This is a genomic window from Pseudoxanthomonas sp. LjRoot206 (genome assembly GCF_056175725.1).
Map to the genome: position 1 here is coordinate 696,609 of NZ_JBGFFI010000002.1, position 22,723 is coordinate 719,331.

Sequence of the window (22,723 nt, forward strand, 5' to 3'; positions counted from 1 at the left end):
ACGCCATGGTGGCCTTCAAGGATCATTTCTCCGGCGTCGCCGACGTCTATCTCGCCTCGCGCCCGACCTATCCGGAGGCGCTGTACGACGTGATCGCGTCGGCGGTGCCGGCCAGCGCGAAGGTCTGGGAGCCCGGCTGCGGCAGCGGCCAGGCCACGCGCGGACTGGCCGCGCGCTTCGCCCACGTGCATGCCACCGATCCCAGTGCCGCGCAGATCGAGCGCCACTGGGCGAACGGGCAGCCGGACGCCAACGTCAGCCTGGCGGTCGAGGCGGCCGAAACCACTGCACTCGCCGACGGCAGCGTGGACCTGGTCGCGGTGGCGCAGGCGCTGCACTGGTTCGACCGGTACCGCTTCTTCGCCACCTGCGAGCGCGTGCTGCGCCCGGGCGGCGTGCTGGCGGCATGGACCTACCAGGACATCATCTTCGAGGACGACCTGGCCGAGGTGGCCGAGAAGGTCCGCGACGATATCGATCCGTACTGGCCGCCCGAGCGGGCCGACGTGGACATGGGCTACGGCGACTACGTGTGGCCGTTCGAGACGATCCCCACGCCGCGCCTGTGGCTGACGGCCGAATGGAACCTGCCCACGCTGCTGGGCTATTTCGGCAGCCTCTCGGCCACCGGCAGCTACCGCGCCGCCACCGGCGAGGACCCGGTCTACGCGCATACGCCGGCCCTGGCCGAGATCTGGGGCGATCCGCAGCGGGTGCGCACCATGCGCTGGCCGCTGATCCTGCATTTGCGCCGCAAGGTCCTGTAGGAGGGGCTTCAGCCCCGACGCTTCTGGCGCGACGCCGACAAAGCACTGATGGCCGGGGCTGAAGCCCCTCCTACAGGGGCGCGGAACGCTCCGTTCAGAGCCATCGCCGGACCCGGCGTGTAAACTGCGCGGGCCGGTCCGCCGGCACACCACCAACGACGTCTTCAGGGCGGGGTGCGATTCCCCACCGGCGGTAGGTCGCCCAGCGACGAGCCCGCGAGCGCCTCGGTGACATGCGAGTCCCTCGCAGAGCCCGCACATGCTTGTGCGGACTTTCCAATGTCGCCGAAGGGTCAGCAGATCCGGTCCGATGCCGGAGCCGACGGTCATAGTCCGGATGAAAGAAGACGGCACCGCCGAACCACGCGCGAGCGTGGCGTCGTGCGCCTGCCTTCGCGCCCGGAGGCGTCTCCGCCCGTTCCTGCGAGAGACGTTCCATGCCTTCCACGAGTTCCCGCGTTGTTCCCATCCTCCTTTCGGAGGCGTGCTGATGTTCACCGGCATCATCGAGGGCGTCGGCCGCATCGCTGCGCTGGAATCCGTGGGCGGTGACGTCCGCCTGAGCGTGGCCGTGGGCTCGCTGCCGTTCGACGCCGTGCAGCTGGGCGAAAGCATTGCGGTGAACGGCGTGTGCCTGACCGTGATCGCGTTCGATGCGTCCAGCTTCCAGGCCGACGCGTCCACCGAGACGCTGTCGCTGACCACGCTGGGTGGTCTGAAGGAAGGCGCGGTCGTGAACCTGGAGCGCGCGATGCGTCCGACCGATCGCCTTGGCGGGCATCTGGTCAGCGGTCACGTCGACGGCGTCGGCCGCGTGCTGTCCGTGCACGACGATGCGCGCGCCCAGCGTTGGCGCTTCGCCGCGCCGGCAGCGCTGCTGAAGTACATCGCCAAGAAGGGCTCGATCTGCGTGGACGGCGTCAGCCTGACCGTCAACGAGGTGGACGGCGAAGGCTTCGAGGTCGCGCTGATCCCGCACACCGTCTCGCACACCGCATTCGCGGAGACCGTCGCCGGCGACGCGGTGAACCTGGAGATCGACCTGGTGGCGCGCTATGTCGAGCGCCTGCTGGGCGAGAGGAGTGGCGCATGAACTTCGCCCCGATCCCCGAACTGCTGGAAGAGATCCGCAACGGCCGCATGGTCGTCATCGTCGACGACGAGGACCGCGAGAACGAAGGCGACCTGATCATGGCCGCCGAGCTGGTCAAGCCGTCGGACATCAACTTCATGGTCACCCATGCACGCGGCCTGGTCTGCCTGTCGCTGACGCGCGAGCGCTGCGCGCAACTGGGCCTGGCGCCGATGGTGCAGACCAATACCGCACAGTTCCATACCAACTTCACCGTCAGCATCGAAGCGGCCGAGGGCGTCACCACGGGTATTTCCGCCTACGACCGCGCACACACGGTGCGCACCGCAGTGCAGCCGGATGCGAAGCCGACCGACCTCAGCCAGCCCGGCCACATCTTCCCGCTGATCGCCCAGCCCGGCGGCGTGCTGACGCGCGCCGGGCATACCGAAGCCGCCAGCGACCTGCCGCTGCTGGCCGGGTTGGAGCCGGCGGGCGTGCTGGTGGAAGTGCTGAATCCCGACGGCAGCATGGCGCGTCGCCCGCAGCTGGAAGTCTTCGCGCGCGAGCACGGGTTGAAGATGGGCTCCATCGCCGACCTGATCGCCTACCGGCTGGCGACCGAGCACACCGTCGAGCGCATCGATGCGCGCGACATCGAGACCGAATTCGGTCCTTTCCGACTGGTCACCTACCGCGACCGCATCGCCCACGACCTGCACTTCGCGCTGGTGCGCGGCACGCCCGACAGGGCCACGCCGACACTGGTACGCGTGCAGGTGGAGAACCCGCTGAGCGACCTGCTGCATTGGCGCCGCGACGATTTCGGCGTGCATGCGACCGACGCGTTGCGCGCGATCGCCGCCGAAGGGCAGGGCGTGATGGTGGTGCTGTCCGAGCCGCGCAGCGCCGACGCGCTGCTGGCGCGCCTGCGCAAGCAGCCCGAGGTACAGGCCAACGCCAAGGACGTCGGCCAGTGGCGCCGCAACGGCGCCGGCGCGCAGATCCTCGCCGACCTCGGCCTGGGCAAGCTGCGGGTGCTGGGCACGCCACGCCGGCAGGTCGGCCTGGCCGGCTTCGGACTGGACGTGGTGGAGTACGTCCAGCCCTGATCCGGGTCGGCGCGGACCCTGCCGCCGCCCCGGCTGGTAGACTTGCCCACCCCCAAGGAACCCGCCATGTCCCATTTCGAAGGCGACCTGAGTGCGCCCGCAGGCGCCCGCTTCGCGATCATCGCCAGCCGCTGGAACCCACGCATCACGGATGTGCTGGTGGCCGGCGCGCGCGAAAGCCTGGCCGGCAACGGCGTGGGCGAGGACGCGGTCGACGTGGTGCGCGTGCCGGGTGCGTGGGAAATCCCGCTGGTGGCCGCGCGCCTGGCCGCCGGTGGCGACCATGCCGCCATCATCGCGCTGGGCTGCGTCATCCGTGGCGACACCCGCCACTACGAACATGTCGCCGACCGCTGCGCCGAGGGCCTGATGCGCGCACAGCTGGACACCGGCGTGCCGGTGCTCAACGGCGTGCTGGCGGTGGAGCGCATTGAGGACGCCGAGGCGCGCGCCGGCGGCAGCCATGGCAACAAGGGCGAAGAGGCCGCGCTGGCCGCCATAGAGATGGCGCACCTGGTGGCGCAGTTCTCCTGATCCCGACCCGACAACCCGAATACCCCGCAGTACAGGAGCCGACGTGAGCCGACATCAACATCCCCACCGCAAGGACGGCGTCGATCCGGTCACGCGTGCGCGTGCGCGCCGCCGTGCGCTGCAGGCCGTGTACGCGTGGCAGATGTCGGGGGGCGAAGTCGGCCAGGTCATCGCGCAGTTCGCGCACGAGCAGGCGCACGAGATCGCCGACCTCGAATACTTCGAAGACCTGGTGCGCGGCGTGGTCCGCCATCGCGCGTCGCTGGACGAGGCGCTGCTGCCGTTCCTCGACCGCACGGTGGAAGAAGTCGATCCGATCGAGCGCGCCGTGCTGCGTATCGCCGCCTACGAACTGATCCATCGCCTCGACGTGCCGTACCGCGTGGTGCTGAACGAGGCCATCGAGACCGCCAAGCGGTTCGGCTCCGAGCACGGGCATACCTACATCAACGGCGTGCTCGACCATGCCGCCGTCGAATGGCGCCCCGCCGAGGCGCAGGCGCGCCGCTGACGTGTCGGCCGCCGACGCGCGCTTTTCCAGCGACGAACGCGACGCGCTGCTCGCGCTGAAGGGCGTCGGCCCCACGGTCGTGCAGCGGTTGGAGCAGATGGGCATCGCCTCGCTGCGGCAACTGGCGGCGGCCGAACCGTCCGAGATCGTCGCCAGCGCGGCCGGCCTCACCGGGTCCACCTGCTGGAAGAACAGCCCGCAGGCGCGCGTGGCGATCCAGTCCGCCGTCGACTTCGCGCGGTCGCGCACCTGACGCCGCCATGGGTGCCGGCGAATTCGACCTGATCGCCCGCATCCGCGCACGCGCGGGCACGCGCGACGACATCGTGCTCGGGATCGGCGACGACGCCGCGCTGCTGGCGCCACCGCCCGGCCGGCACCTCGTCGTCACCGCCGACACGCTGAACGACGGCATCCACTTCCCGCGCGGCACACCGCCTGCCGACATCGGCTGGAAGGCGCTGGCGGTGAACCTGTCCGACCTCGCCGCGATGGGCGCCGAACCCGCGTGGTGCACGCTGTCGCTGTCGTTGCCGCGCGCCGATGCCGCGTGGATCGATGGCTTCCTCGATGGCTTCCTCGCCTTGGCCGGCGAGCATGGCATCGCACTGGTGGGCGGAGATACGACACGCGGTCCCTTGTCGCTGTCGGTGACCGCCATCGGCTTCGTCGATGCCGGCAGCGCGCTGCGTCGTGATGGCGCGCAGGTGGGCGACGATGTCTGGGTGACCGGCACGCTGGGCGATGCGGCAGGCGCGCTGGCGTTGCTGGAACGCGATCCGGCCCACGCATTGCGCGCGCGCCTGGACCGGCCCACGCCACGAGTGGCGGCGGGACGTGCGCTGGTCGCCATGGCGAATGCCTGCGTCGACGTGTCCGATGGCCTGCTGGCCGACCTGGGCCACATCGCGTCGCGCAGCGGCGTGGCAGCACAGGTTGACGTTGGCGCACTGCCGGTGTCGGAGGCCTTGCTGTCGGCGTTCGATGACGCGACACGCGCCGCACTGCAGGCCGCTGGCGGCGACGACTACGAACTCTGTTTCACGGCGCCTGCCGATGCGCAGGCCGGCATCGATGCCGTGTCATCGCAACTCGGGCTCCGGATCACGCGCATCGGCCGCATCATGACTGGCGAGGGCGTTCATCTCGTGAATACCGATGGCCAGCCCTGGTCGCCACCGCGACGCGGCTACGACCACTTTGCAACGTCCTGATGCCGTTGTAGGAGCCACGTCAGTCGCGACCGCGCCTCGATGGCAGCGCCCCCTGCAGAACAGGAACGCGCCGCAGCGCGCCCGGGACGAGAATCACCGGCTTTCCGCGTGGCCGGTGGGTGTGCGGTCGCGACTGACGTGGCTCCTACGCGGATGACGCGGGCGGCAGTACCTTGCCTGGATTGAGGATGCCGTCCGGATCGAGGGCCGCCTTGACCGCGCGCATCGCGTCCAGCGTTGCTGCGGTGAATGCGTCCGCCATGTAGTCGCGCTTGCTCAGGCCGATGCCGTGCTCGCCCGACAGCGTGCCGCCGAGCGCGAGCGCCTGCGCGAACACCGTCGGCAGCGCAGCGTGCGCGCGTGACGTTTCGGCGGCATCGGCGTCGTCGTACATGATGTTGACGTGCAGGTTGCCGTTGCCGGCGTGGCCGAACACGACGATCGGCAGCGCGGCATCGACGGACAGCGCTTCCATTGCCGCCACGAGGTCCGGAATGCGCGAGACCGGGACCACCACGTCTTCGTTGATCTTGCCGGACCTGATCGTGCGCAACGCCGGCGACAGCGCGCGCCGCGCCGCCCACAGCCGGTCGCGCGCGCTGCCGTCGGCGGCCACGTCCAGCGCGATCATGCCGTCGCCTTCCGCCGCATCGGCCAGTGCCTGCAGCGCGTACGGCAGGGTGTCGTCATCGCCGTCGGCGTCGACCAGCAGCATCGCGCCGGCCTCGGGTACGTCACTGCCGTTGCGGCGGATCAGCGCGATCGCGCTGCGGTCCATGAACTCCAGCATCGTCGGCGTCGCCGGCCGCGCCATGATGCGCGACACCGCTGCCGCGGCGCTCGCGGCATCGTGGTAGAGCACGCGCAGGCCGGCCTGCGCACGCGGACGTGGTGCGAGCTTCAGTGTCGCTTCGACCACCAGCGCCAGCGTGCCTTCGCTGCCGACGATCAGGTGGGTGAGGTCGTAGCCGGTCGCATCCTTGGTGTACGCGCCGCCGCAGCGGATCAGGTCGCCCGCACCGGTCACCGCGACCAGGCCGAGCACGTTGTCGCGCGCGGTGCCGTACTTCACCGCGCGCGGGCCGCCTGCGTTGGTGGCGAGATTGCCGCCGACGCTGCAGGCATCCGCACTCGACGGATCCGGCGGCCAAAACAGGCCGTGCGGCGCGAGCGCATGCTGAAGCTCGCCGTTCAGCACGCCCGGCTGCACCACCACGCAACGGTCCGCAGCGCGGATGTCGACGATGCGGTTCATGCGCGCGAACGACACCACCACGCCACCCTGCGTCGGCACGGCGGCACCGGTCGTGCCGGTGCCCGCGCCGCGCGCGACGATCGGCACGCGATGCGCGCGGCAGGCGCGCACGAGTGCGACGACATCGTCCTGCGTCTGCGGCAACGCGACCGCCATCGGCATCGCCCAGCGCCGCGAATCGTCGCCGCCGAACGGACGGCAGGCGTCGCCGGTCAGCCAGCCGTCGCCGAGATGAGTCGACATCGCATCGTGCAGTGCAGGGGGCAGTGTTCCATCCATGCGGGCATTGTACGGATCGGCCGCCGGCTGTCCTGTCCTGATACTGCGCCGGCATGTGCTGATGTCCGATCGCCATGTCGGCTCGCGATGCCGTGTCAGCGCCCGCAAATCAACGTCTTCGCCCGTAGCGCGATGGTTCGAACGCGAATGCGCGCACCGCGCTAACCGATTCCTTACATCCGCATGAAACGCGGCTGCTAGAGATCGCCCGGCCCAACCGACCGGAGGACACACATGCGCATCACCATCGTGGGAGCGGGCTTCAGCGGCAGCGTGCTGGCGACGCAACTGGCCTCGACAGAAGAAGGCGCGCCGGAGATCTGGCTGGTCGGCGTGGGCGATACGTTCGCGCGCGGCGTGGCCTACGGTCAGGCGCGACCGGAGCACCTGCTCAACGTGCGCGCCGGCCAGCTGGGCGCGCGTCCCGAGGCGCCCGACGATTTCGCGACATGGCTGAGCCTGGGACCGCGCGGTCGCGACGAGTTCCTGCCGCGCGTCGCGTATGGCGACTACCTGGCCGAACGCCTGCGCGAGGCGCACGAAGCCGCCGGCAACCTGTCGCTGGTGCGGCAGGAGGCGATCGCGATCAGTCGCGTCGGCGAGGGTTATCGCGTGCATCTGGACGATGGCGGCTACTTCGCAAGCGATCGCGTGGTGCTGGCGTTGGGTGCGTTGCCGCCGCAGCGGCTGGCGGGCATCGGGCCGCGGCTCGCGCAGAGTCCGCGCTATGTCGGCTGGCCGTGGCAGGACGACGCGTTGGAGCGCATCGAGGCGGATGCGCGCGTGCTGATCGTTGGCACCGGACTGACTATGGCGGATGTAGCGGCGACCTTGGCTGCCCGCGGGCATAGCGGCGCACTGACGGCGATCTCGCGTCACGGACTGCTGCCACGTGCGCACACCGCGGTGCCAGGGCCCGCGATCGAACTGCCGCCGAGCGTTCGCCAGGCGCTGGGCGGACGCGACCTGCGCGCGCTGCTCGCCGCGGTGCGCTCGCTGGTGCACGTGGCGCCGGACTGGCGCAGCGTTGTGGACGGCCTGCGTCCGCACACGCAGGCGTTCTGGCGCAGCTTGCCGGATCCGCAGCGTGCGCGTTTCCTGCGCCACCTGCGCTCGCACTGGGAAGTCGCGCGGCATCGCATCGCGCCGCGCGTCGCCGAGGTACTGGAAGGCCTGCAGGCGAGCGGTCAGCTGCAGGTGCGCGCCGCGCGCCTGCTGCGCGCCGGCCTGCGCGCGCAAGGCGCGGAAGTGCTGCTGCGCGGACGTGGCGAGGAGCAGGCCGACGTGGCGCAGTACGACTACGTGATCCGTGCCACCGGGCTGGATACCGACATCGTGCGCACCACGCATCCGCTGGTGTCGCACCTGGTCGACGCGGGACTGCTGGTGCCCGATCCGCACGGCCTGGGCGCGGAGGTCGGCGACGACCTGCAGGTGCTCGACCGCCAGGGCGCGCCGGTGCGCGGGCTGTACTGCCTCGGGCCGCTGCTGCGTGGGCACCTGTGGGAAATCACGGCGGTGCCCGAACTGCGCACAGCCGCCGCCGCGCTGGCGACCACGCTGCGTAAGCAAACGTCGCCGTCGGTGCGCCGGCACGGGCTGGCGCGCGAACGGCTGCTGTCGGCCGGGCTGTAGCGGTCAGACCTCGTCCGCGCGGAAGGCGTCGCGGATCCAGTCGAGCTGTGGCGCATCGGGATCGCCCTGCGCGTCGACCACGTCGAAGCGGCACGGCGCGTCGGCGAGTGCGGGATGGTCCTGCAAGAAGCGCTGCGCCGCATGCACCAGCCGGCGGCGCTTGCCGGCATCGATCGAGGCCGTGCCGCCGCCGAACACCTGCGAGCGGCGGTAACGCACTTCGACGAACACCACCGTCGGCGCACCGGGCCGGGCGGCGTCCTGCATCACCAGGTCGAGCTCGCCGCCGCGGTAGAGGGCGTTGGTGGCGAGCTCGGTCAGTCCTGCGCGCCGCAGCAGCTCGCGCGCGGCGACTTCGACGGCATGCCCGCGGGCGCGCCGGTCAACCGCCATCCGCGATCGGTGCGGGACGGCCACCGGCGAACGTCGACCACGACGGCGTGCGCACGACGTTGCCGAAACCGTCGAGCTGCAGCCGGCCGGTGGCGCCGCGCAACTCGGTGTTGGCGCCGAGCGCCAGCTTCTCCAGGTAGGCGGTCAGCAGCCATGCGTCGTAGCCGAAGGCGAACAGGCGCGCCGCCGGGCCGCGCGCGGTCGGCACGCGTTCGCCGGTGACGCTGGCGGCGGGCAGGGCGGGCAGGCCGCGCGAGGTCCATGCCTCGGTCGGGAAGGCGATGCCGTCGAGCGCCATGTCTTCTTCCGGCTTGCCGGTGCCCGAGGTCAGCTGCGAGGTGCCCACGCGGGTCTTGCCGCCCAGACCGGCCAGCGCCAGCTGCGGCGTCAGCGCGCGCGCGGTGCCGCCACGCACGGCCAGGAACACCGCATCGGGGCCTTCCTGCGCGGCCGTGGTGAGCGCCGCAGACAGGTCGCCGGGCGCATCCGACACCTTGATTACCCGCGTGACCTTGCCGCCGCGTTCGGCGAAGCGTCCGGCGAACGCCTGCGAAGCGCGGCGGCCGTTGTCGTCACTGCCTTCGATGACCAGCGCGGTGCGGCGCTCGCGTGCGAACAGGTATTCGGCGGCCGCCAGGCCATCGTCTTCCGGTGCCAGCGAGAAGCCGGCGTTGCCTTCCGGCACCCGCACCGTGCCGCGGTTGAGCACCAGCACCGGGGTACCGAGCTGCGGCTGCTGGAACAGCGCGCTCACTTCGTCGCGACCGAGCGGACCGACCACGAAATCGGCGCCTTCGGCGGTGGCGCGCGCATAGGCGGCCGTCGCGCCGGCGGCGGTGCCGGTGGTGTCGTAGAACTGGATGTCCGGACGACGGCGGCGCTCGCCGTAGTAGCCCGCCAGCAGGCCGTCGCGCACGGGGGCGGCGGCGGTGGCGAGGTTGCCCGACAGCGGCAGCAGCACGGCCAGCTTCATCGGCGGCCGGTAGCCATCGGATTCGGCGGGCGGACGGTTACCCGTGTCGAAGCGCCATTGCGTGCCGCGGTCGAACGGGCGCGGCATCGGCAGGCCACGGCGTTGCAGGGCGCGGCCGGCGAAGTTGTACAGCGGATCGCCGGACGGCAGCGTGGCGGCATCGCGGGCCAGGGTGGCATCGTCCAGCGTGGCCAGCAGGCGGTCGATCTCGCGCGCGTTGTCGCTGCGTGCCTGGCCGCTGAGGACCGCATCCTGGCGGGCCAGGGCAGCGGCATCGGTGAACGCCGGCGCGAACCGTGCCGTGGAGGTGACGGGACCTGCGCCCGGCGTGGTTGCGCAGCTGGCCAGCAAGGCGACCAACAGCAGTGCCATCAGGGTCCGCGCGGGACGGATGCGGGCAGAAAGCGTGCGTGCGACAGGCAGGTCCAAGGGCATCGTCGGTGTTCAGGCAGGGGAACCGGCTACGATTCTACCCCCAGCCACCGAGCCCCACTGGAATGTCTGCCGGAACCCTGTTCATCGTCGCTACCCCGATCGGCAACCTGGGCGATCTGACGCCACGCGCGCTGGAGACCCTGCGTGGCGTGGCGGCGATCTGCGCAGAAGACACGCGCCGCAGTGGCCAGCTGATGTCGCACTTCGGGGTGTCCACGCCGCTGCTGGCCCTGCACGAACACAACGAGGACGCCCTGGCCCAGCGCGTGGTCGACCGTCTGCTGGCCGGCGATTCGCTGGCCCTGGTCAGTGACGCCGGTACGCCGCTGGTCAGCGATCCCGGCTTCCGCCTTGTCCGCGCCGCGCGCGCGGCGGGCATCAAGGTCAGTCCGCTGCCGGGCGCCTGCGCGGCCATCGCCGCGCTGAGCGTGGCCGGGCTGCCGAGCGACCGCTTCACCTTTGAAGGTTTCCTGCCTGCCAAGGCCTCCGCGCGACGCGATCAGCTGCAGCGCCTGGCCGGCGAGACGCGCACGCTGGTGTTCTACGAATCCTCGCACCGTATCGCCGAGTCGCTGGCCGACATGCGCATGGCGTTCGGTGACGACCGTCCGGCGGTGCTGGCGCGCGAACTGACCAAGCTGTTCGAGACCGTCCTCGATGGCACGTTGGCCGACCTGCACGCGCAGGTCGAAGCCGACGACAACCAGCGCAAGGGCGAGTTCGTGGTCATGGTGCAGGGCGCGGGCGACGACATGGAGGCACGGTTGGTGGAAGGGCGCCGCGTCTACGCGTTGCTCAACGACCACCTGCCGCCGTCGGCCGCCGCCAAGCTGGCGGCCGAGATTACCGGCGCGCCGCGCAAGGCGTTGTACGGCATGAAGGCGGACGCGTAATGACGGTCAGCAGCTCTCACGGCTGACGTGATGGAGGCCTGGCGTGTCTTCCTGGTGTTCCTGCGGCTGGGGCTGACTTCGTTCGGCGGTCCGATCGTGCACCTGGGGTACTTCCGCGACGCGTTCGTCGTCAGGCGCCGGTGGTTGGGCGACGCCGAGTACGCCGATATCGTGGCGTTGTGCCAACTGCTGCCGGGACCGGCCAGCAGTCAGGTCGGCATGGTGCTGGGTATACGACGTCCAGGGCTGCCCGGTGCGCTGGCCGCGTGGTGCGGCTTCACGCTTCCTTCGGCGCTGCTGATGGTGGCGCTGGGCGCCAGCCTGTCGCAGTGGCGCGACGTGGTGCCGGAAGGGCTCATCCACGGTCTCAAACTGCTCGCGGTCGTCGTCGTGGCGCACGCGGTCTGGGGCATGGCGCGGGCGTTCTGTCGCGATGCGATCACCTGGCTGCTGATGCTGGCGTGCGCGGCGGCGCTTCTGGTCTGGCCGGTAGCCGGCATGCAGGTCGCCGTGATCGTCGCCGGTGCGCTGATAGGGCTGGGACTGCGGCCTGCCCGAGCCGCGTCGACGTCGGCGTGGATGCCGGGCACGCCGTCGCGGCGGGTGGGCGTGCTGGCGCTGATGGCGTTCGCCGGATTGCTGCTGGCCTCGTGGGCAGGGTCGGGCCCGGCGTCGTCGGTGTTCGGGACGTTCTATCGCGCCGGTGCGCTAGTGTTCGGCGGCGGGCACGTGGTGATGCCGCTGCTGCAGTCGGGCGTGGTGGCGCCGGGTTGGCTATCGCAGGACGCCTTCCTCGCCGGGTACGGCGCTGCGCAGGCCGTGCCGGGCCCGATGTTCACCTTTGCCGGTTATCTCGGCGCGGCGATGGCGGCGGGTCCTGGCGGCTGGGTCGGCGGCGCGCTGGCGATCATCGCGATCTTCCTGCCGGCAGGGCTGCTGGTGATCGGCGCGTTGCCCTTCTGGCAACGGATCGTCGCCGTACCGCGCATGCGGAGTGCGCTGGCGGGCATCAATGCCGCCGTGGTCGGCCTGCTGCTGGCGGCCCTGTGCGGCCCGCTATGGTCCAGCGCGGGGACGGGCGTCGCCGACGTGATGGTGGTGCTGGGGGGGTCGCCGCCTTGGCGTGGGCGCGGGTGCCGGTGGGCGTGATGATCGTGGCGATGCCGCTCGCGGGCATGGCGTTGCATGCACTCGCCTGACGACGCGGCCGACCGTGCTCGGCGGCTGTGCGACAATGCGCGCGGCGGAGCCGGCCAGACAGTCGCGTCATTGGAAACAATGCCGAGGAAAGTCCGGGCTCCACAGGGCACGGTGCCAGGTAACGCCTGGGCGGCGCGAGCCGACGGAAAGTGCAACAGAAAGATACCGCCAGCGGTCCTTCGGGATGCGGGTAAGGGTGAAATGGTGCGGTAAGAGCGCACCGCGAGTCCGGTAACGGACCGGCACGGCAAACCCCACCGGGAGCAAGACCAAATAGGGAGGCTATGCTGCGGCCCGCAGTGTCTCCGGGTAGGTTGCTTGAGCGTAACGGTGACGTTGCGCCTAGAGGAATGACTGTCCACGACAGAACCCGGCTTACCGGCCGGCTCCGCCGCTAGCTTTCCCTGCGCAAGCGCAGGAAAGCTCCCAAAGTTTGCGGGCGCAAACTTTGGGCCCCGAGCCTTGCTGCCAGACCCCCATCCGCACCTGCGATGCGGATCGCCCCCTGACTCAGTGGGGGGCTGGTGAAGCCAGCTTTCTCTGTTTGCTGTTGCAGGAGCGACGTAAGTCGCGACCGCATGCTATCAGGCGTGGTGACGGCTACGCACCAGGCCCGATCCTCAACGTCGTCTCGCCCTCGAACACCCCCTCCGGCCCGAACCTCCGCTCGCTGATCCAGCCATGGCCGGCGTGGTCGACCGCGATCAGGGTGCTGGCGCGGGTGCCGTAGCGGTCGCCGCGCAGGAAGGCGGGGGAGAGCAGGCGTTCGAGTTCGATGCCTACGCCGGTATCGGGCAGATCGGCATCCGGAGCCGGGGTCTGGTCGGCCAGCGCGGCCCACAGCGGGCCGACGTTGTCGTCGCCTGCCGCCGCCCAGGCGGCCAGTCGCTCTTTCAGTGCCATCGTCTTCGGCCACGGCTCGTCGAGGTCGCCATTCGAGAGGCCGTGCACGCCCGGGGCGAGCGTGGTCCGGCGGGGAATGGGGTAGTTGCTGACGTACTCGCAGTCGTTCGCATCGGCCAGCAGCAGGTTGAAGGGGGCGAAGACTTCTGCCGCCACCAGCAGGCCCGTTGCACGGTGCTCGGCGCTGTCCGGCGATTGCAGGAAGCCGGCCGCCAGCTGGCCGCGGGAGGGCGCGCCGGGCACCTGGATGGCCGGGTCTCGGACGTTGGTGACCACTGCCACTCGTCCGGTCGCGTCCACGCCGGCCCAGGTGCCGCCCGACTGAAGGTCCTGGCCGGCCATCAGCGTTGGTGACGCCGCCCACCGGGCCAGGGGTGCGGTGGGGCGGGCGTGGAACTCGTCGCGGTTGCCGGCCAGCAGCAGGCGCCAGCGCGGATGGACGTTCCAGGCGAGGGCAACGAGGCACATGGGTCGATTCTGGCCTCCCGGTTTGCGCAGTTCTACTCCCGCCGCTATGCGCGCTGTGGCCTTCATGTGAAACGACGGTCACCTCACTGAATCATTCCTCAATCTCAAAATTTGAGACGAAACAGCAACTTGTGGATAAGGCTTGAACAAGTCTCTGAAGTTTGCTGCAAGCCATTGATCCGCCAAGTGATTTCCGGTCGTTGTTCCTGTTGACAACCTTGTGCGCGGTGCTAAGGTGGGCAACAGAGGTAAAACCGGGTTTTACGTGGTTTTTCGTGGTTCAATTGATCGCTCTTTAGCGGGTCGGGAAGGCAGGGGTCGTGTTTCAAGGTGAGACCGCCATCACAGTGGACGACAAGGGGCGGCTCGCGGTGCCCACCGCGTACCGCGACCTCGTCGCGCGCGAGTGCGGCAACCGTCTGGTGATCACCTACAACCCGTTCGAAGGCGGCAGCCTGTACCTGTACCCCGAGAAGGTCTGGCAGCGCGTCCGCGACGACGTCAGCAAGCTGCCGAGCACCCAGAAGGCGCACCGCAGCCTGCAGCTGAAGCTGATCGGTGCCGCCTCGCCGGTCGAACTCGACGGCAACGGCCGCATCAGCATCCCGGCCAGCCATCGCAGCGCGGTCGGTATCGAGAAGAAGGCCGTGCTGCTCGGCATGGGCGAGAAGTTCGAACTCTGGAGCGAACAGGCGCACCACGCGCAGATCCGTCAGACCCTCACTGACGACGATCTGAGCGCACACATGCTCGAGCTGCGCTTGTGAGCCGGGGTGACGGCAAGCGGCAGTCCGCGCCGGCCGGTCACCTCCCAGCGCTGCACTTGCCGGTGTTGTACACGCAGGTCATGGAAGGGCTGCAGGTGAAAGAGGACGGAACGTACCTGGACGGCACCTTCGGGCGCGGTGGCCACGCGCGCGGCGTGCTGCAACAACTCGGCCCGGGAGGCCGGCTGCTGTTGATGGACAAGGATCCCGACGCGATCGCGCATGCCGAACAGACGTTCGCGGGCGATGCGCGCGTGTCGATCTTCCGCGGCAGCTTCGCCTCGCTGGCGCAGTGGGACGAAACCGCCGCCGGCCTCGACGGCGTGCTGCTGGACCTGGGCGTGTCGTCGCCGCAGCTGGACGTGGCCGAGCGCGGTTTCAGCTTCGGCAAGGACGGCCCGCTCGACATGCGCATGGACCCGGAGTCCGGCGAGAGCGCGGCCGACTGGATCGCGCGCGCCGACGAGCGCGACATCGCCGACGTGCTGTGGACCTACGGTGAGGAAAAGCAGAGCCGCCGCATCGCGCGCGCCATCGTGGCCCGTCGCGCCACCCAGCCGTTCACCCGCACCGCCGACCTGGCGGCGGCGATCGCGGCGGTGATGCCGCGCGGCGAGAAAATCCATCCGGCCACCCGCAGCTTCCAGGCCATCCGCATCCACATCAACCGCGAGCTGTCGGACCTGGAAGCCGGTCTGGAGGCGGCGCTGGCGCGACTCAAGGTCGGCGGCCGGCTGGCGGTGATCAGCTTCCATTCGCTGGAAGACCGCATCGTCAAGCAGTTCATCAACCGGCACGCCAAGGCGCCGTCGGCCAACCGCCGCCTCCCGGTGGCAATCGACTTCACTCCGACCCTGCGCGCCATCGGCAGCGGGCAGAAGGGCGAGGCCGACGAAGTGTCCTCCAATCCGCGCGCCCGCAGCGCGGTGCTGCGCGTGGCGGAAAAGCTGGAGGTGGCCGCATGAACCGCTTCCTGATCATCGTGCTGGTGCTGGCCAACATCGCCTCGGCGATCGGCGTGGTCTATGCGCGCCACCGCCATCGCGTGCTGTTCGACGAAGTGACCCGGCTCGAGCGGGACCGCGACGAGCTGAACGTCGAGTTCGGCCGCCTGCAGCTGGAGCAAGCCACGGTCGCCGAAGCCACGCGCATCGACCAGGTCGCCCGCGTGCGCCTGGGCATGAAGTTTCCGGAAGCGACCGACGTGGTGGTGATCCGCCCATGACCGCCGCGCCCGCCAAGAACCGCAACCGCGCGCGCTTCAACCTGCGCGGCCGCCTCGCGCTGGTGCTCGGCGCGATGGGCCTGTGCTCGGTCAGCCTGGTCGGCCGCGCGGCCTACGTGCAGCTGATCAACCACGATTTCTACCAGCGCCAGGGCGATGCGCGCTTCCTGCGCGAAATCCCGATTCCCACCTCGCGCGGCATGATCACCGACCGCAACGGCGAGCCGGTGGCGGTGTCGTCGCCGGTGGAATCGGTGTGGGGCAACCCCCAGGAACTGCTGAAGGCGCCGGACCGTCTGCCCGAACTCGCCGCTGCGCTCGGCGTGCCTGCCGAGCACCTGGCCCAGCGCCTGTCGCAGAAGGCCGACAAGGAATTCCTTTATCTCAAGCGCCGGATCAATCCTGACGAAGCGCAGAAGATCCTCGCGCACAAGATTCCCGGCGTGTTCTCGCAGCGAGAGTTCCGTCGCTTCTATCCACAGGGGCCGGCGATGGCCCACGTGCTGGGCTTCACCAACATCGACGACCGGGGCCAGGAAGGGCTGGAGCTGGCCTTCGACGAGTGGCTCAGCGGTACGCCGGGTGCGCAGAAGGTGATCCGCGACAACCGCGGCCGCATCGTCGAGAACGTCGATCTGATCCGCTCCGCGCAGCCGGGCAAGGACCTGACGCTCAGCATCGATCGTCGCATCCAGTACCTGGCGCACCGCGAGCTGCGCAATGCGCTGCTCGAGCACCAGGCCAGCAGCGGCTCCATCGTGATCATGGACGTGACCACCGGCGAAGTGCTGGCCATGGTCAACCTGCCGACCTACAACCCCAACGCGATCGATCGGGTGAAGCCGGATGCGCGCCGCAACCGCGCGCTGACCGACATGATCGAGCCGGGTTCGACGATGAAGCCGCTGACCGTGTCGACGGCGCTGAAGGCCGGCGTGGTCACGCCGTCGACGCTGATCAACACCAACCCGGGCTACCTGGCGTTGAACAGCCGCTACACCATCCGCGACGTGCCGCGGAACAACGGCGTGCTGACCGTCACCGGCGTCATCACCAAGAGTTCGAACATCGGTTCGATCAAGATCGCCGAGAAGCTGCCGAACGCCTATTTCTACGAAAGCATCCACAGCTTCGGCTACGGCCAGAAGCCGGGCAGCGGTTTCCCGGGCGAATCCGCCGGCACGCTCGCGCCGCCGGACCGCTGGAACGGCCTGCAGAAGGCGACGATGTCGTACGGCTACGGCCTGGCGGTGACGCCGCTGCAGATCGCGCGTGCCTATTCGGCGTTGGGCAATGGCGGCAAGCTGGTGACGCCGACCTTCGTGAAGGGCCAGCGTGGGGAGGCGCCCCAGATCCTGGATCCGGCGATCGCGCACGAAGTGGTCGGCATGATGGAAACCGTGGTGACGCAGGGCGGCGCCAAGCGCGCCGGCGTGCTTGGTTACCGCGTGGCCGGCAAGACCGGCACGGCGCGCATCGCGTCGGGCGGCGGCTATGCCAAGGGGCGCTATGCGTCGTTCTTTGCCGGCCTGGTGCCGGCCAGCAACCCGCGATTCGCCGCGGTCGTGATGATCAACGATTCGCAGGAAGGCGGTTATTACGGTGGGCTGGTGGCGGCTCCCGTGTTCCATGATGTGATGGACGGTGCGCTGCGTCTGATGGATGTGCCGCCTGACGACATCGAGTCGTGGCTGGCGGCGCAGGCGAAGGGTTCGCAGAAGCCGGGCGCCCACGCGCCTGTGCCTGCGCCCGTCGCCGACGATGCGATCGACACGGCCGATCCGTCCGCGTTCGACGCGCCGCATGCTGCGTTGCCGGCGACGGGGGCCACGCGATGAGGCGGATGATGGCCCTCGCCGAACTGCTGCCCGACGTGGACGTGCCGCGCGACATCGTCGTGCGTGGCCTGACGCTGGACAGCCGCAGCGTGCAATCGGGCGATGCCTTCGTGGCCATCGCCGGCTTCGGCGCGCACGGCCTGAACTTCGCCGCACAGGCGAAGGAGAACGGCGCCAGCGCGATCCTGTTTGAAGCGCCGGTGCCGGACGGACTGGAGGCGCCGCGCGATGCGATCGCCGTGCCCGGCCTGCGCGCGCGCATGGGCGCGATGGCGGACCGTTTCCATGCGGCGCCGTCGCACGACATGAAGATGGTCGGCGTCACCGGCACCAACGGCAAGACCTCGACCGTGCAGTTGCTGGCGCAGGCTTGGCACTTGCGCGGCGTGCGCTGCGCGACCGTCGGCACGCTCGGCGCCGGCATGTACGGCGAAGTGGTGCCGACCGGCTTCACCACGCCGCTGGTGCTGCAGATGCATGCGCTGCTGGCGCAGTTCCGCGACGCCGGGGCCAAGGCCGTCGCCATGGAAGTCAGTTCGCACGCGCTCGACCAGGGTCGCGTGGACGCGGTGCACTTCGACGTCGGCGTATTCACCAACCTCACCCGCGACCACCTGGACTACCACGGTGACATGGAGCGCTATGGCGCCGCCAAGTCGCTGCTGTTCGCGCGCGAGGGCCTGAAGGCGGGCGTCATCAATCTCGACGATGCCTATGGGCAAGCCCTGTTCGGGCGGCTGCCGCACGGACTGCAGCGCATCGGCGTGAGTTCGCGCGGGCAGGGCGACGCCGTCGTGCGCGCGGACGCGTTGCGCCTGGACGGCAGCGGCATCGCGTTCGACCTGGTCATCGGCGAGGACACGCAGCCGGTGCAGTCGCGCCTGCTGGGCCGTTTCAACGTGGACAACCTGCTGGCGGTCGCCGGCGTGCTGCATGCGCTGGGCGACACGACGGCCGACATCGCGCGCACGCTGTCGCGGCTGGCGCCGATCCATGGCCGCATGAACCGGCTCGGCGGCGACAGCGATGCCGCCGGCAACCGCCGTCCGCTGGTCGTCATCGACTATGCGCATACGCCGGATGCGCTGGAACAGGCACTGGCCAGCCTGCGCGACCACGTGCAGGGACGGCTGTTCTGCGTGTTCGGCTGCGGCGGGGACCGCGACACCGGCAAGCGTCCGCAGATGGCCGCCATCGCCGAGCGCCTGGCGGACGTGGTGCTGGTCACCGACGACAACCCGCGCACCGAGGACGGCGACCGCATCGTCGCCGACATCATGGCCGGCTTCACAAAGCCCGACGCGGTGCTCGTGCAGCGCGACCGCGCGCAGGCGATCGCGCAGGCGGTGGCGCAGGCCGGCCCCGACGACATCGTGCTGGTGGCGGGCAAGGGCCACGAGCCCTACCAGGAAATCCATGGCGTGAAGCATCCGTTCGACGACACCGCGGTCGCCCGCCAGGCATTGGAGGAGCGTCGATGAAGCGGCTTCCCCTTTCCCTGCTGGCGCACTGGGCGGGCGGCGAACTGCGGGGCGACGACCTGGTGATCGGCTCGCTGACGCACGACACCCGCGCGCTGGTGCCGGGCAGCCTGTACGTGGCGCTGCGTGGCGAGCGTTTCGACGGCCACGACTTCGCCTATGACGCCTCGATGCGCGGCGCCGCCGCGGTGCTGGTCGATCATGAAGTGAAGGTCGACGTGCCGCAGGTGGTGGTGCCGGATACGTTGCTGGCGCTGGCGCGCATCGCCGCCGGCCTGCAGCGCGACCGCGTGGAGAAGGCGGTCGCCATCACCGGCAGCAACGGCAAGACCTCGGTGAAGACGCTGGTGGTGTCCATCCTGCAGCGCGCCGGCGTCACCTACTTCAATCCCGGCAACCGCAACAACGAGATCGGCCTGCCGATGGCCGTCATCGACGGGCCGGACGACGCCGACTTCTCGGTCTACGAGATGGGTGCGGGCAAGCCGGGCGACATCGCCTACCTGACCGACATCGTCACCCCGGAAGTCGCGCTGGTGAACAACATCGCCGCCGCGCACCTGGAGCGCATGGGCTCGCTGATGGGCGTGGCCGAGACCAAGGGCGCGATCTACGACGCGCTGCCGGCCGACGGCACGGCAGTGATCAACGCCGACGATGCCTTCGCCGAATACTTCGCCAGCCGCGTGCCCGACCGCCGCATCCTGCGTTTCGGCCTGGACGCGACCGCCGACCTGACCGCGCGCGACATCCGCGCGACCGCGGACGGCTCGGACTTCGTACTGGTCGCGCCGCATGGCGAGGTCGCGGTCGAACTGCACCTGCCGGGCCGCCACAACGTACTCAACGCGCTGGCCGCGGCCGGTGTCGCGATGGCCTGCGGCGTGTCGCTGGCGATCATCGCCGACGGCCTGTCGGCCGCGCAGCCGGTCGCCGGACGCCAGGTCGCGCACACGCTGCCGAACGGTGCGGTGGTGATCGACGACAGCTACAACGCCAATCCCGGTTCGCTGGTCGCGGCCATCGAGACGCTCGCGGCCGCCAGCAAACAGGCGGGCGGCGAGGGCTGGCTGGTCCTGGGCGACATGCGCGAGCTGGGCGCCGACGAAGAAGCGCTGCACGCCGACATGGGCGTGCGCGCGAAGAACGCCGGCCTGCGCCGCCTTTACACGCTGGGCCCGCTCAGCGCCGCCGCCGCCGCTGCCTTCGGCGAAGGTGCGCATCCGTTCCAAGACCACGCCTCGCTGGCCGACGCCCTGCGCGCCGAGCTGCGGGCCGGCGTGCGCTGTCTGGTCAAGGGGTCGCGCGGTAGCGCGATGGACCGGATCGTCGCCGCCCTGCTGTCCACCGGGGAGGACACATCGCATGCTGCTTGAACTGGCTCGCTGGCTGCAGAGCCTGGAAAACTTCTTCGGCCTGTTCGGCTACCTGACGTTCCGCGGCATCCTGGCCGCGCTGACGTCGCTGGCGCTGTCGCTGTGGCTGGGCCCGGCGGTGATCCGCAAGCTCGGCCAGCTGAAAGGCGGCCAGCCGATCCGCAAGGACGGTCCGCAGTCGCACTTCTCCAAAGCGGGCACGCCGACGATGGGCGGTGCGCTGATCCTGATGACGGTGCTGCTGTCGGTGCTGCTGTGGGGCGACCTGCGCAACAAGTACGTGTGGGTGGTGCTGCTGGTGATGCTGACCTTCGGTGCCATCGGCTGGTACGACGACTGGATCAAGATCGTGAAGCGCGATCCCAATGGCCTGAAGTCGCGCTGGAAGTACCTGCTGCAGTCGATCTTCGGCCTAGCGGCCGGCCTCTACCTGTACCTGTACGCCGACGTGCCGGCGGCGACGACCTTCTACGTGCCGTTCTTCAAGTCGATCGCGCTGCCGCTGGCGGGCTTCGGTTTCGTCGCCATCGCCTATTTCTGGATCGTCGGCTTCTCCAACGCGGTCAACCTGACCGATGGCCTGGACGGCCTGGCGATCATGCCGACCGTGCTGGTCGCCTGCGCGCTGGGCGTGTTCGCCTACGCGTCGGGCAATGCGGTGTTCTCCAACTACCTGCAGATTCCGCCGGTGCCGGGGGCGGGCGAGCTGACCATCATCTGCGCGGCGATCGCCGGTGCGGGCCTGGGCTTCCTGTGGTTCAACACCTATCCGGCGATGGTGTTCATGGGCGACATCGGCGCGCTGGCACTGGGCGCCGTGCTCGGCACCATCGCGGTGATCGTGCGCCAGGAACTGGTGCTGGTGATCATGGGCGGCATCTTCGTCATCGAGACACTGTCGGTGATGATCCAGGTGGCGTCGTTCAAGCTGACCGGCAAGCGCGTGTTCCGGATGGCACCGATCCATCACCACTTCGAACTGAAGGGCTGGCCGGAGCCGCGCGTGATCGTGCGCTTCTGGATCATCTCCGTCGTGCTGGTCCTGGTCGGCCTGGCCACGTTGAAGGTGCGCTGATGAACGACACGCCGCGCCAGGCCACACGACTGGAAGCCATCGGGGGCCGCTTCGATCCCTGGTTGCTCGGTGCCATGCTCGCGCTGGCATCGCTGGGCGTGGTGATGGTGGCATCGGCATCGATCTACCAGCACGGCAACCCGTTCTACTACCTGGTCCGCCACGGCATGTTCCTGGTGGCCGGGGCCGGCCTGGCGTGGTGGGTCACGCGCACCGAACTGAAGAGCATCGAAGCGCGCAACCACCTGCTGCTGCTGGGCTGCGTGGTGCTGCTGCTGATGGTGTTCGTGCCCGGCCTGGGCGTGAGCGTCAAGGGCGCGCACCGCTGGATCAACCTGGGCGTGTCCAACTTCCAGGTCGTGGAAGTGGTGAAGGTGTTCTTCATCGTCTGGCTGGCCAGTTACCTGGTGCGTTTCCGCGACGAGGTCAACGCCACCTGGGCGGCGATGCTGAAGCCGCTGGGCGTGGTGGTGCTGTTGGTCGTGCTGCTGCTGATGCAGCCGGACTTCGGTTCGTCGTCGCTGTTGCTGGCGATCACCGCCGGCATGCTGGTGCTGGGTGGCGTGAACATGCCGCGCATGTTCGGCCCGGTACTGGTCGGCCTGCCGATCATGGCGGTGATCGCGATCGCCGAGCCGTACCGCTGGCGCCGCATCACCTCGTTCTCGGATCCGTGGGCCGATCCGTTCGGCAGCGGTTATCAGCTGACCAATGCGCTGATGGCGATCGGCCGCGGCGAGTGGAGCGGCATCGGCCTCGGTGGCTCGGTGCTGAAACTCAACTACCTGCCGGAAGTGCATACCGATTTCATCTTTTCGGTGATTGGCGAGGAACTCGGCTTCGTCGGCGTCTGCCTGGTGGTGGCGCTGTACGCGCTGCTGGTCGGCCGCGCCTTCGTCATTGGCCTACGCTGCGTCGAGATGCGCCGCCACTTCGCCGGCTACGTCGCGTTCGGCGTGGCGCTGTGGATCGGCATGCAGAGCTTCGTGTCGATGGGCGTGAACCTCGGCCTGCTGCCGACCAAGGGCCTGACGCTGCCGCTGATCTCGTCGGGCGGCTCCAGCATCCTGATGACCTGCGTGGCCATGGGTCTGCTGCTGCGCGTTTCGTACGAACTGGAGCGCACGCAGCGCCAGGTCGCGCTGCGCGGCGAGGCCATCCAGGGCAACAACGAGCCACCGCGCGCGTCGGCGGATCCGCGTCCGGGGTCGCCCGCACCTGCGCCAGCGGCGCCCGCGATGTCGCTCTCGCAGACGCTGCGCGGCACCAACCGCCTGCAGCCGCGCGTCGAGCCGACGTTCGAGAGGTTGGCATGAG

The 22,723-nt window shown here is 69.7% G+C and carries 21 protein-coding genes, 1 other RNA gene, 1 pseudogene and 1 riboswitch; of the genes and pseudogenes, 19 read left to right on the plus strand and 4 right to left on the minus strand.

Annotation, left to right across the window (positions count from 1 at the left end):
* The first annotated feature begins 5 nt into the window (after nucleotides 1–5).
* From AC04MD_RS07990 to thiL, 7 genes are all read left to right on the plus strand, one after another.
* Nucleotides 6–767, plus strand: coding sequence for a class I SAM-dependent methyltransferase (locus tag AC04MD_RS07990; RefSeq protein WP_475496752.1), 762 nt, complete (start codon nucleotides 6–8; stop codon nucleotides 765–767).
* 156 nt (nucleotides 768–923) lie between these two features.
* Nucleotides 924–1,120, plus strand: a riboswitch (FMN riboswitch).
* Between the two features lie 137 nt (nucleotides 1,121–1,257).
* Nucleotides 1,258–1,860 (plus strand): riboflavin synthase, encoded by a 603-nt coding sequence (locus AC04MD_RS07995; RefSeq protein WP_475496753.1) that lies wholly within the window; start codon nucleotides 1,258–1,260, stop codon nucleotides 1,858–1,860.
* Nucleotides 1,857–2,951 (plus strand): 3,4-dihydroxy-2-butanone-4-phosphate synthase, encoded by a 1,095-nt coding sequence (gene ribB, locus AC04MD_RS08000; RefSeq protein WP_475496754.1) that lies wholly within the window; start codon nucleotides 1,857–1,859, stop codon nucleotides 2,949–2,951. Before AC04MD_RS07995 ends, ribB begins: the two co-directional genes overlap by 4 nt.
* 66 nt (nucleotides 2,952–3,017) lie before the next feature.
* A complete protein-coding gene (ribH, locus tag AC04MD_RS08005) occupies nucleotides 3,018–3,485 on the plus strand; it encodes a 6,7-dimethyl-8-ribityllumazine synthase (RefSeq protein ID WP_475496755.1) in 468 nt (155 codons plus the stop codon).
* 43 nt (nucleotides 3,486–3,528) lie between these two features.
* Nucleotides 3,529–3,996 carry a transcription antitermination factor NusB gene (nusB, locus tag AC04MD_RS08010; RefSeq protein WP_475496756.1) on the plus strand — a complete coding sequence of 156 codons (468 nt, stop codon included), beginning with the start codon at nucleotides 3,529–3,531 and terminating at the stop codon, nucleotides 3,994–3,996.
* A gap of 1 nt (nucleotide 3,997) precedes the next feature.
* Nucleotides 3,998–4,249 carry a helix-hairpin-helix domain-containing protein gene (locus tag AC04MD_RS08015; RefSeq protein ID WP_475496757.1) on the plus strand — a complete coding sequence of 84 codons (252 nt, stop codon included), beginning with the start codon at nucleotides 3,998–4,000 and terminating at the stop codon, nucleotides 4,247–4,249.
* A gap of 7 nt (nucleotides 4,250–4,256) precedes the next feature.
* A complete protein-coding gene (gene thiL / locus AC04MD_RS08020; RefSeq protein WP_475496758.1) occupies nucleotides 4,257–5,210 on the plus strand; it encodes a thiamine-phosphate kinase in 954 nt (317 codons plus the stop codon).
* Between the two features lie 145 nt (nucleotides 5,211–5,355).
* Here the strand turns inward: thiL and AC04MD_RS08025 are convergent, their stop codons facing one another.
* Nucleotides 5,356–6,744, minus strand: coding sequence for an FAD-binding oxidoreductase (locus AC04MD_RS08025; protein ID WP_475496759.1), 1,389 nt, complete (start codon nucleotides 6,742–6,744; stop codon nucleotides 5,356–5,358).
* Between the two features lie 234 nt (nucleotides 6,745–6,978).
* Between AC04MD_RS08025 and AC04MD_RS08030 the strand changes: the two genes are divergently transcribed.
* Nucleotides 6,979–8,379, plus strand: coding sequence for an FAD/NAD(P)-binding protein (locus tag AC04MD_RS08030; protein ID WP_475496760.1), 1,401 nt, complete (start codon nucleotides 6,979–6,981; stop codon nucleotides 8,377–8,379).
* Nucleotides 8,380–8,382: 3 nt separating this feature from the next.
* On the opposite strand, the gene AC04MD_RS08035 is transcribed toward AC04MD_RS08030, so the two are convergent.
* Both AC04MD_RS08035 and AC04MD_RS08040 read right to left on the minus strand, forming a co-directional pair.
* On the minus strand, nucleotides 8,383–8,772 hold the full coding sequence (locus tag AC04MD_RS08035) for a YraN family protein (protein ID WP_475496761.1): 390 nt from the start codon (nucleotides 8,770–8,772) through the stop codon (nucleotides 8,383–8,385).
* Nucleotides 8,762–10,027: pseudogene (locus AC04MD_RS08040) on the minus strand (penicillin-binding protein activator); the annotation flags it as partial. The gene AC04MD_RS08035 and the pseudogene AC04MD_RS08040, both read right to left, overlap by 11 nt.
* A 215-nt stretch (nucleotides 10,028–10,242) precedes the next feature.
* Between AC04MD_RS08040 and rsmI the strand changes: the two are divergent.
* The 3 genes from rsmI to rnpB all read left to right on the plus strand — a co-directional run bounded on the left by rsmI (nucleotide 10,243) and on the right by rnpB (nucleotide 12,667).
* Nucleotides 10,243–11,073 (plus strand): 16S rRNA (cytidine(1402)-2'-O)-methyltransferase, encoded by an 831-nt coding sequence (gene rsmI, locus AC04MD_RS08045; protein WP_475496762.1) that lies wholly within the window; start codon nucleotides 10,243–10,245, stop codon nucleotides 11,071–11,073.
* Between the two features lie 30 nt (nucleotides 11,074–11,103).
* Nucleotides 11,104–12,222 (plus strand): chromate efflux transporter, encoded by a 1,119-nt coding sequence (gene chrA, locus AC04MD_RS08050; protein WP_475496763.1) that lies wholly within the window; start codon nucleotides 11,104–11,106, stop codon nucleotides 12,220–12,222.
* 96 nt (nucleotides 12,223–12,318) lie between these two features.
* Nucleotides 12,319–12,667: RNase P RNA component class A (gene rnpB / locus AC04MD_RS08055), an RNA gene on the plus strand.
* A 206-nt stretch (nucleotides 12,668–12,873) separates the two neighbouring features.
* On the opposite strand, the gene AC04MD_RS08060 is transcribed toward rnpB, so the two are convergent.
* Nucleotides 12,874–13,644, minus strand: a complete 771-nt coding sequence (locus AC04MD_RS08060; RefSeq protein ID WP_475496764.1) for an NRDE family protein — start codon at nucleotides 13,642–13,644, stop codon at nucleotides 12,874–12,876.
* A 320-nt stretch (nucleotides 13,645–13,964) separates the two neighbouring features.
* On the opposite strand from AC04MD_RS08060, the gene mraZ reads away from it, so the two are divergent.
* From mraZ to ftsW, 8 genes are read left to right on the plus strand one after another with little or no spacing between them, the layout of a single operon-like run.
* Nucleotides 13,965–14,411 (plus strand): division/cell wall cluster transcriptional repressor MraZ, encoded by a 447-nt coding sequence (mraZ, locus tag AC04MD_RS08065; RefSeq protein ID WP_162336843.1) that lies wholly within the window; start codon nucleotides 13,965–13,967, stop codon nucleotides 14,409–14,411.
* The gene (rsmH, locus tag AC04MD_RS08070; RefSeq protein WP_475496765.1) at nucleotides 14,408–15,376 is read left to right on the plus strand and encodes a 16S rRNA (cytosine(1402)-N(4))-methyltransferase RsmH; all 969 of its coding nucleotides are present in this window, start codon (nucleotides 14,408–14,410) and stop codon (nucleotides 15,374–15,376) included. Before mraZ ends, rsmH begins: the two co-directional genes overlap by 4 nt.
* Nucleotides 15,373–15,636 (plus strand): cell division protein FtsL, encoded by a 264-nt coding sequence (ftsL, locus tag AC04MD_RS08075; protein ID WP_475496766.1) that lies wholly within the window; start codon nucleotides 15,373–15,375, stop codon nucleotides 15,634–15,636. Before rsmH ends, ftsL begins: the two co-directional genes overlap by 4 nt.
* Nucleotides 15,633–17,474, plus strand: coding sequence for a peptidoglycan D,D-transpeptidase FtsI family protein (locus AC04MD_RS08080; protein ID WP_475496767.1), 1,842 nt, complete (start codon nucleotides 15,633–15,635; stop codon nucleotides 17,472–17,474). Before ftsL ends, AC04MD_RS08080 begins: the two co-directional genes overlap by 4 nt.
* Nucleotides 17,471–18,955, plus strand: coding sequence for a UDP-N-acetylmuramoyl-L-alanyl-D-glutamate--2,6-diaminopimelate ligase (locus AC04MD_RS08085; protein ID WP_475496768.1), 1,485 nt, complete (start codon nucleotides 17,471–17,473; stop codon nucleotides 18,953–18,955). Before AC04MD_RS08080 ends, AC04MD_RS08085 begins: the two co-directional genes overlap by 4 nt.
* Complete coding sequence (locus AC04MD_RS08090; protein WP_475496769.1) at nucleotides 18,952–20,331, plus strand: UDP-N-acetylmuramoyl-tripeptide--D-alanyl-D-alanine ligase; 1,380 nt, start codon at nucleotides 18,952–18,954, stop codon at nucleotides 20,329–20,331. The genes AC04MD_RS08085 and AC04MD_RS08090 overlap by 4 nt, the downstream gene beginning before the upstream one ends.
* Nucleotides 20,321–21,406, plus strand: a complete 1,086-nt coding sequence (gene mraY, locus AC04MD_RS08095) for a phospho-N-acetylmuramoyl-pentapeptide-transferase (RefSeq protein ID WP_062357742.1) — start codon at nucleotides 20,321–20,323, stop codon at nucleotides 21,404–21,406. The genes AC04MD_RS08090 and mraY overlap by 11 nt, the downstream gene beginning before the upstream one ends.
* The gene (gene ftsW / locus AC04MD_RS08100) at nucleotides 21,406–22,722 is read left to right on the plus strand and encodes a putative lipid II flippase FtsW (RefSeq protein ID WP_475496770.1); all 1,317 of its coding nucleotides are present in this window, start codon (nucleotides 21,406–21,408) and stop codon (nucleotides 22,720–22,722) included. The genes mraY and ftsW overlap by 1 nt, the downstream gene beginning before the upstream one ends.
* Nucleotide 22,723: the final 1 nt, after the last annotated feature.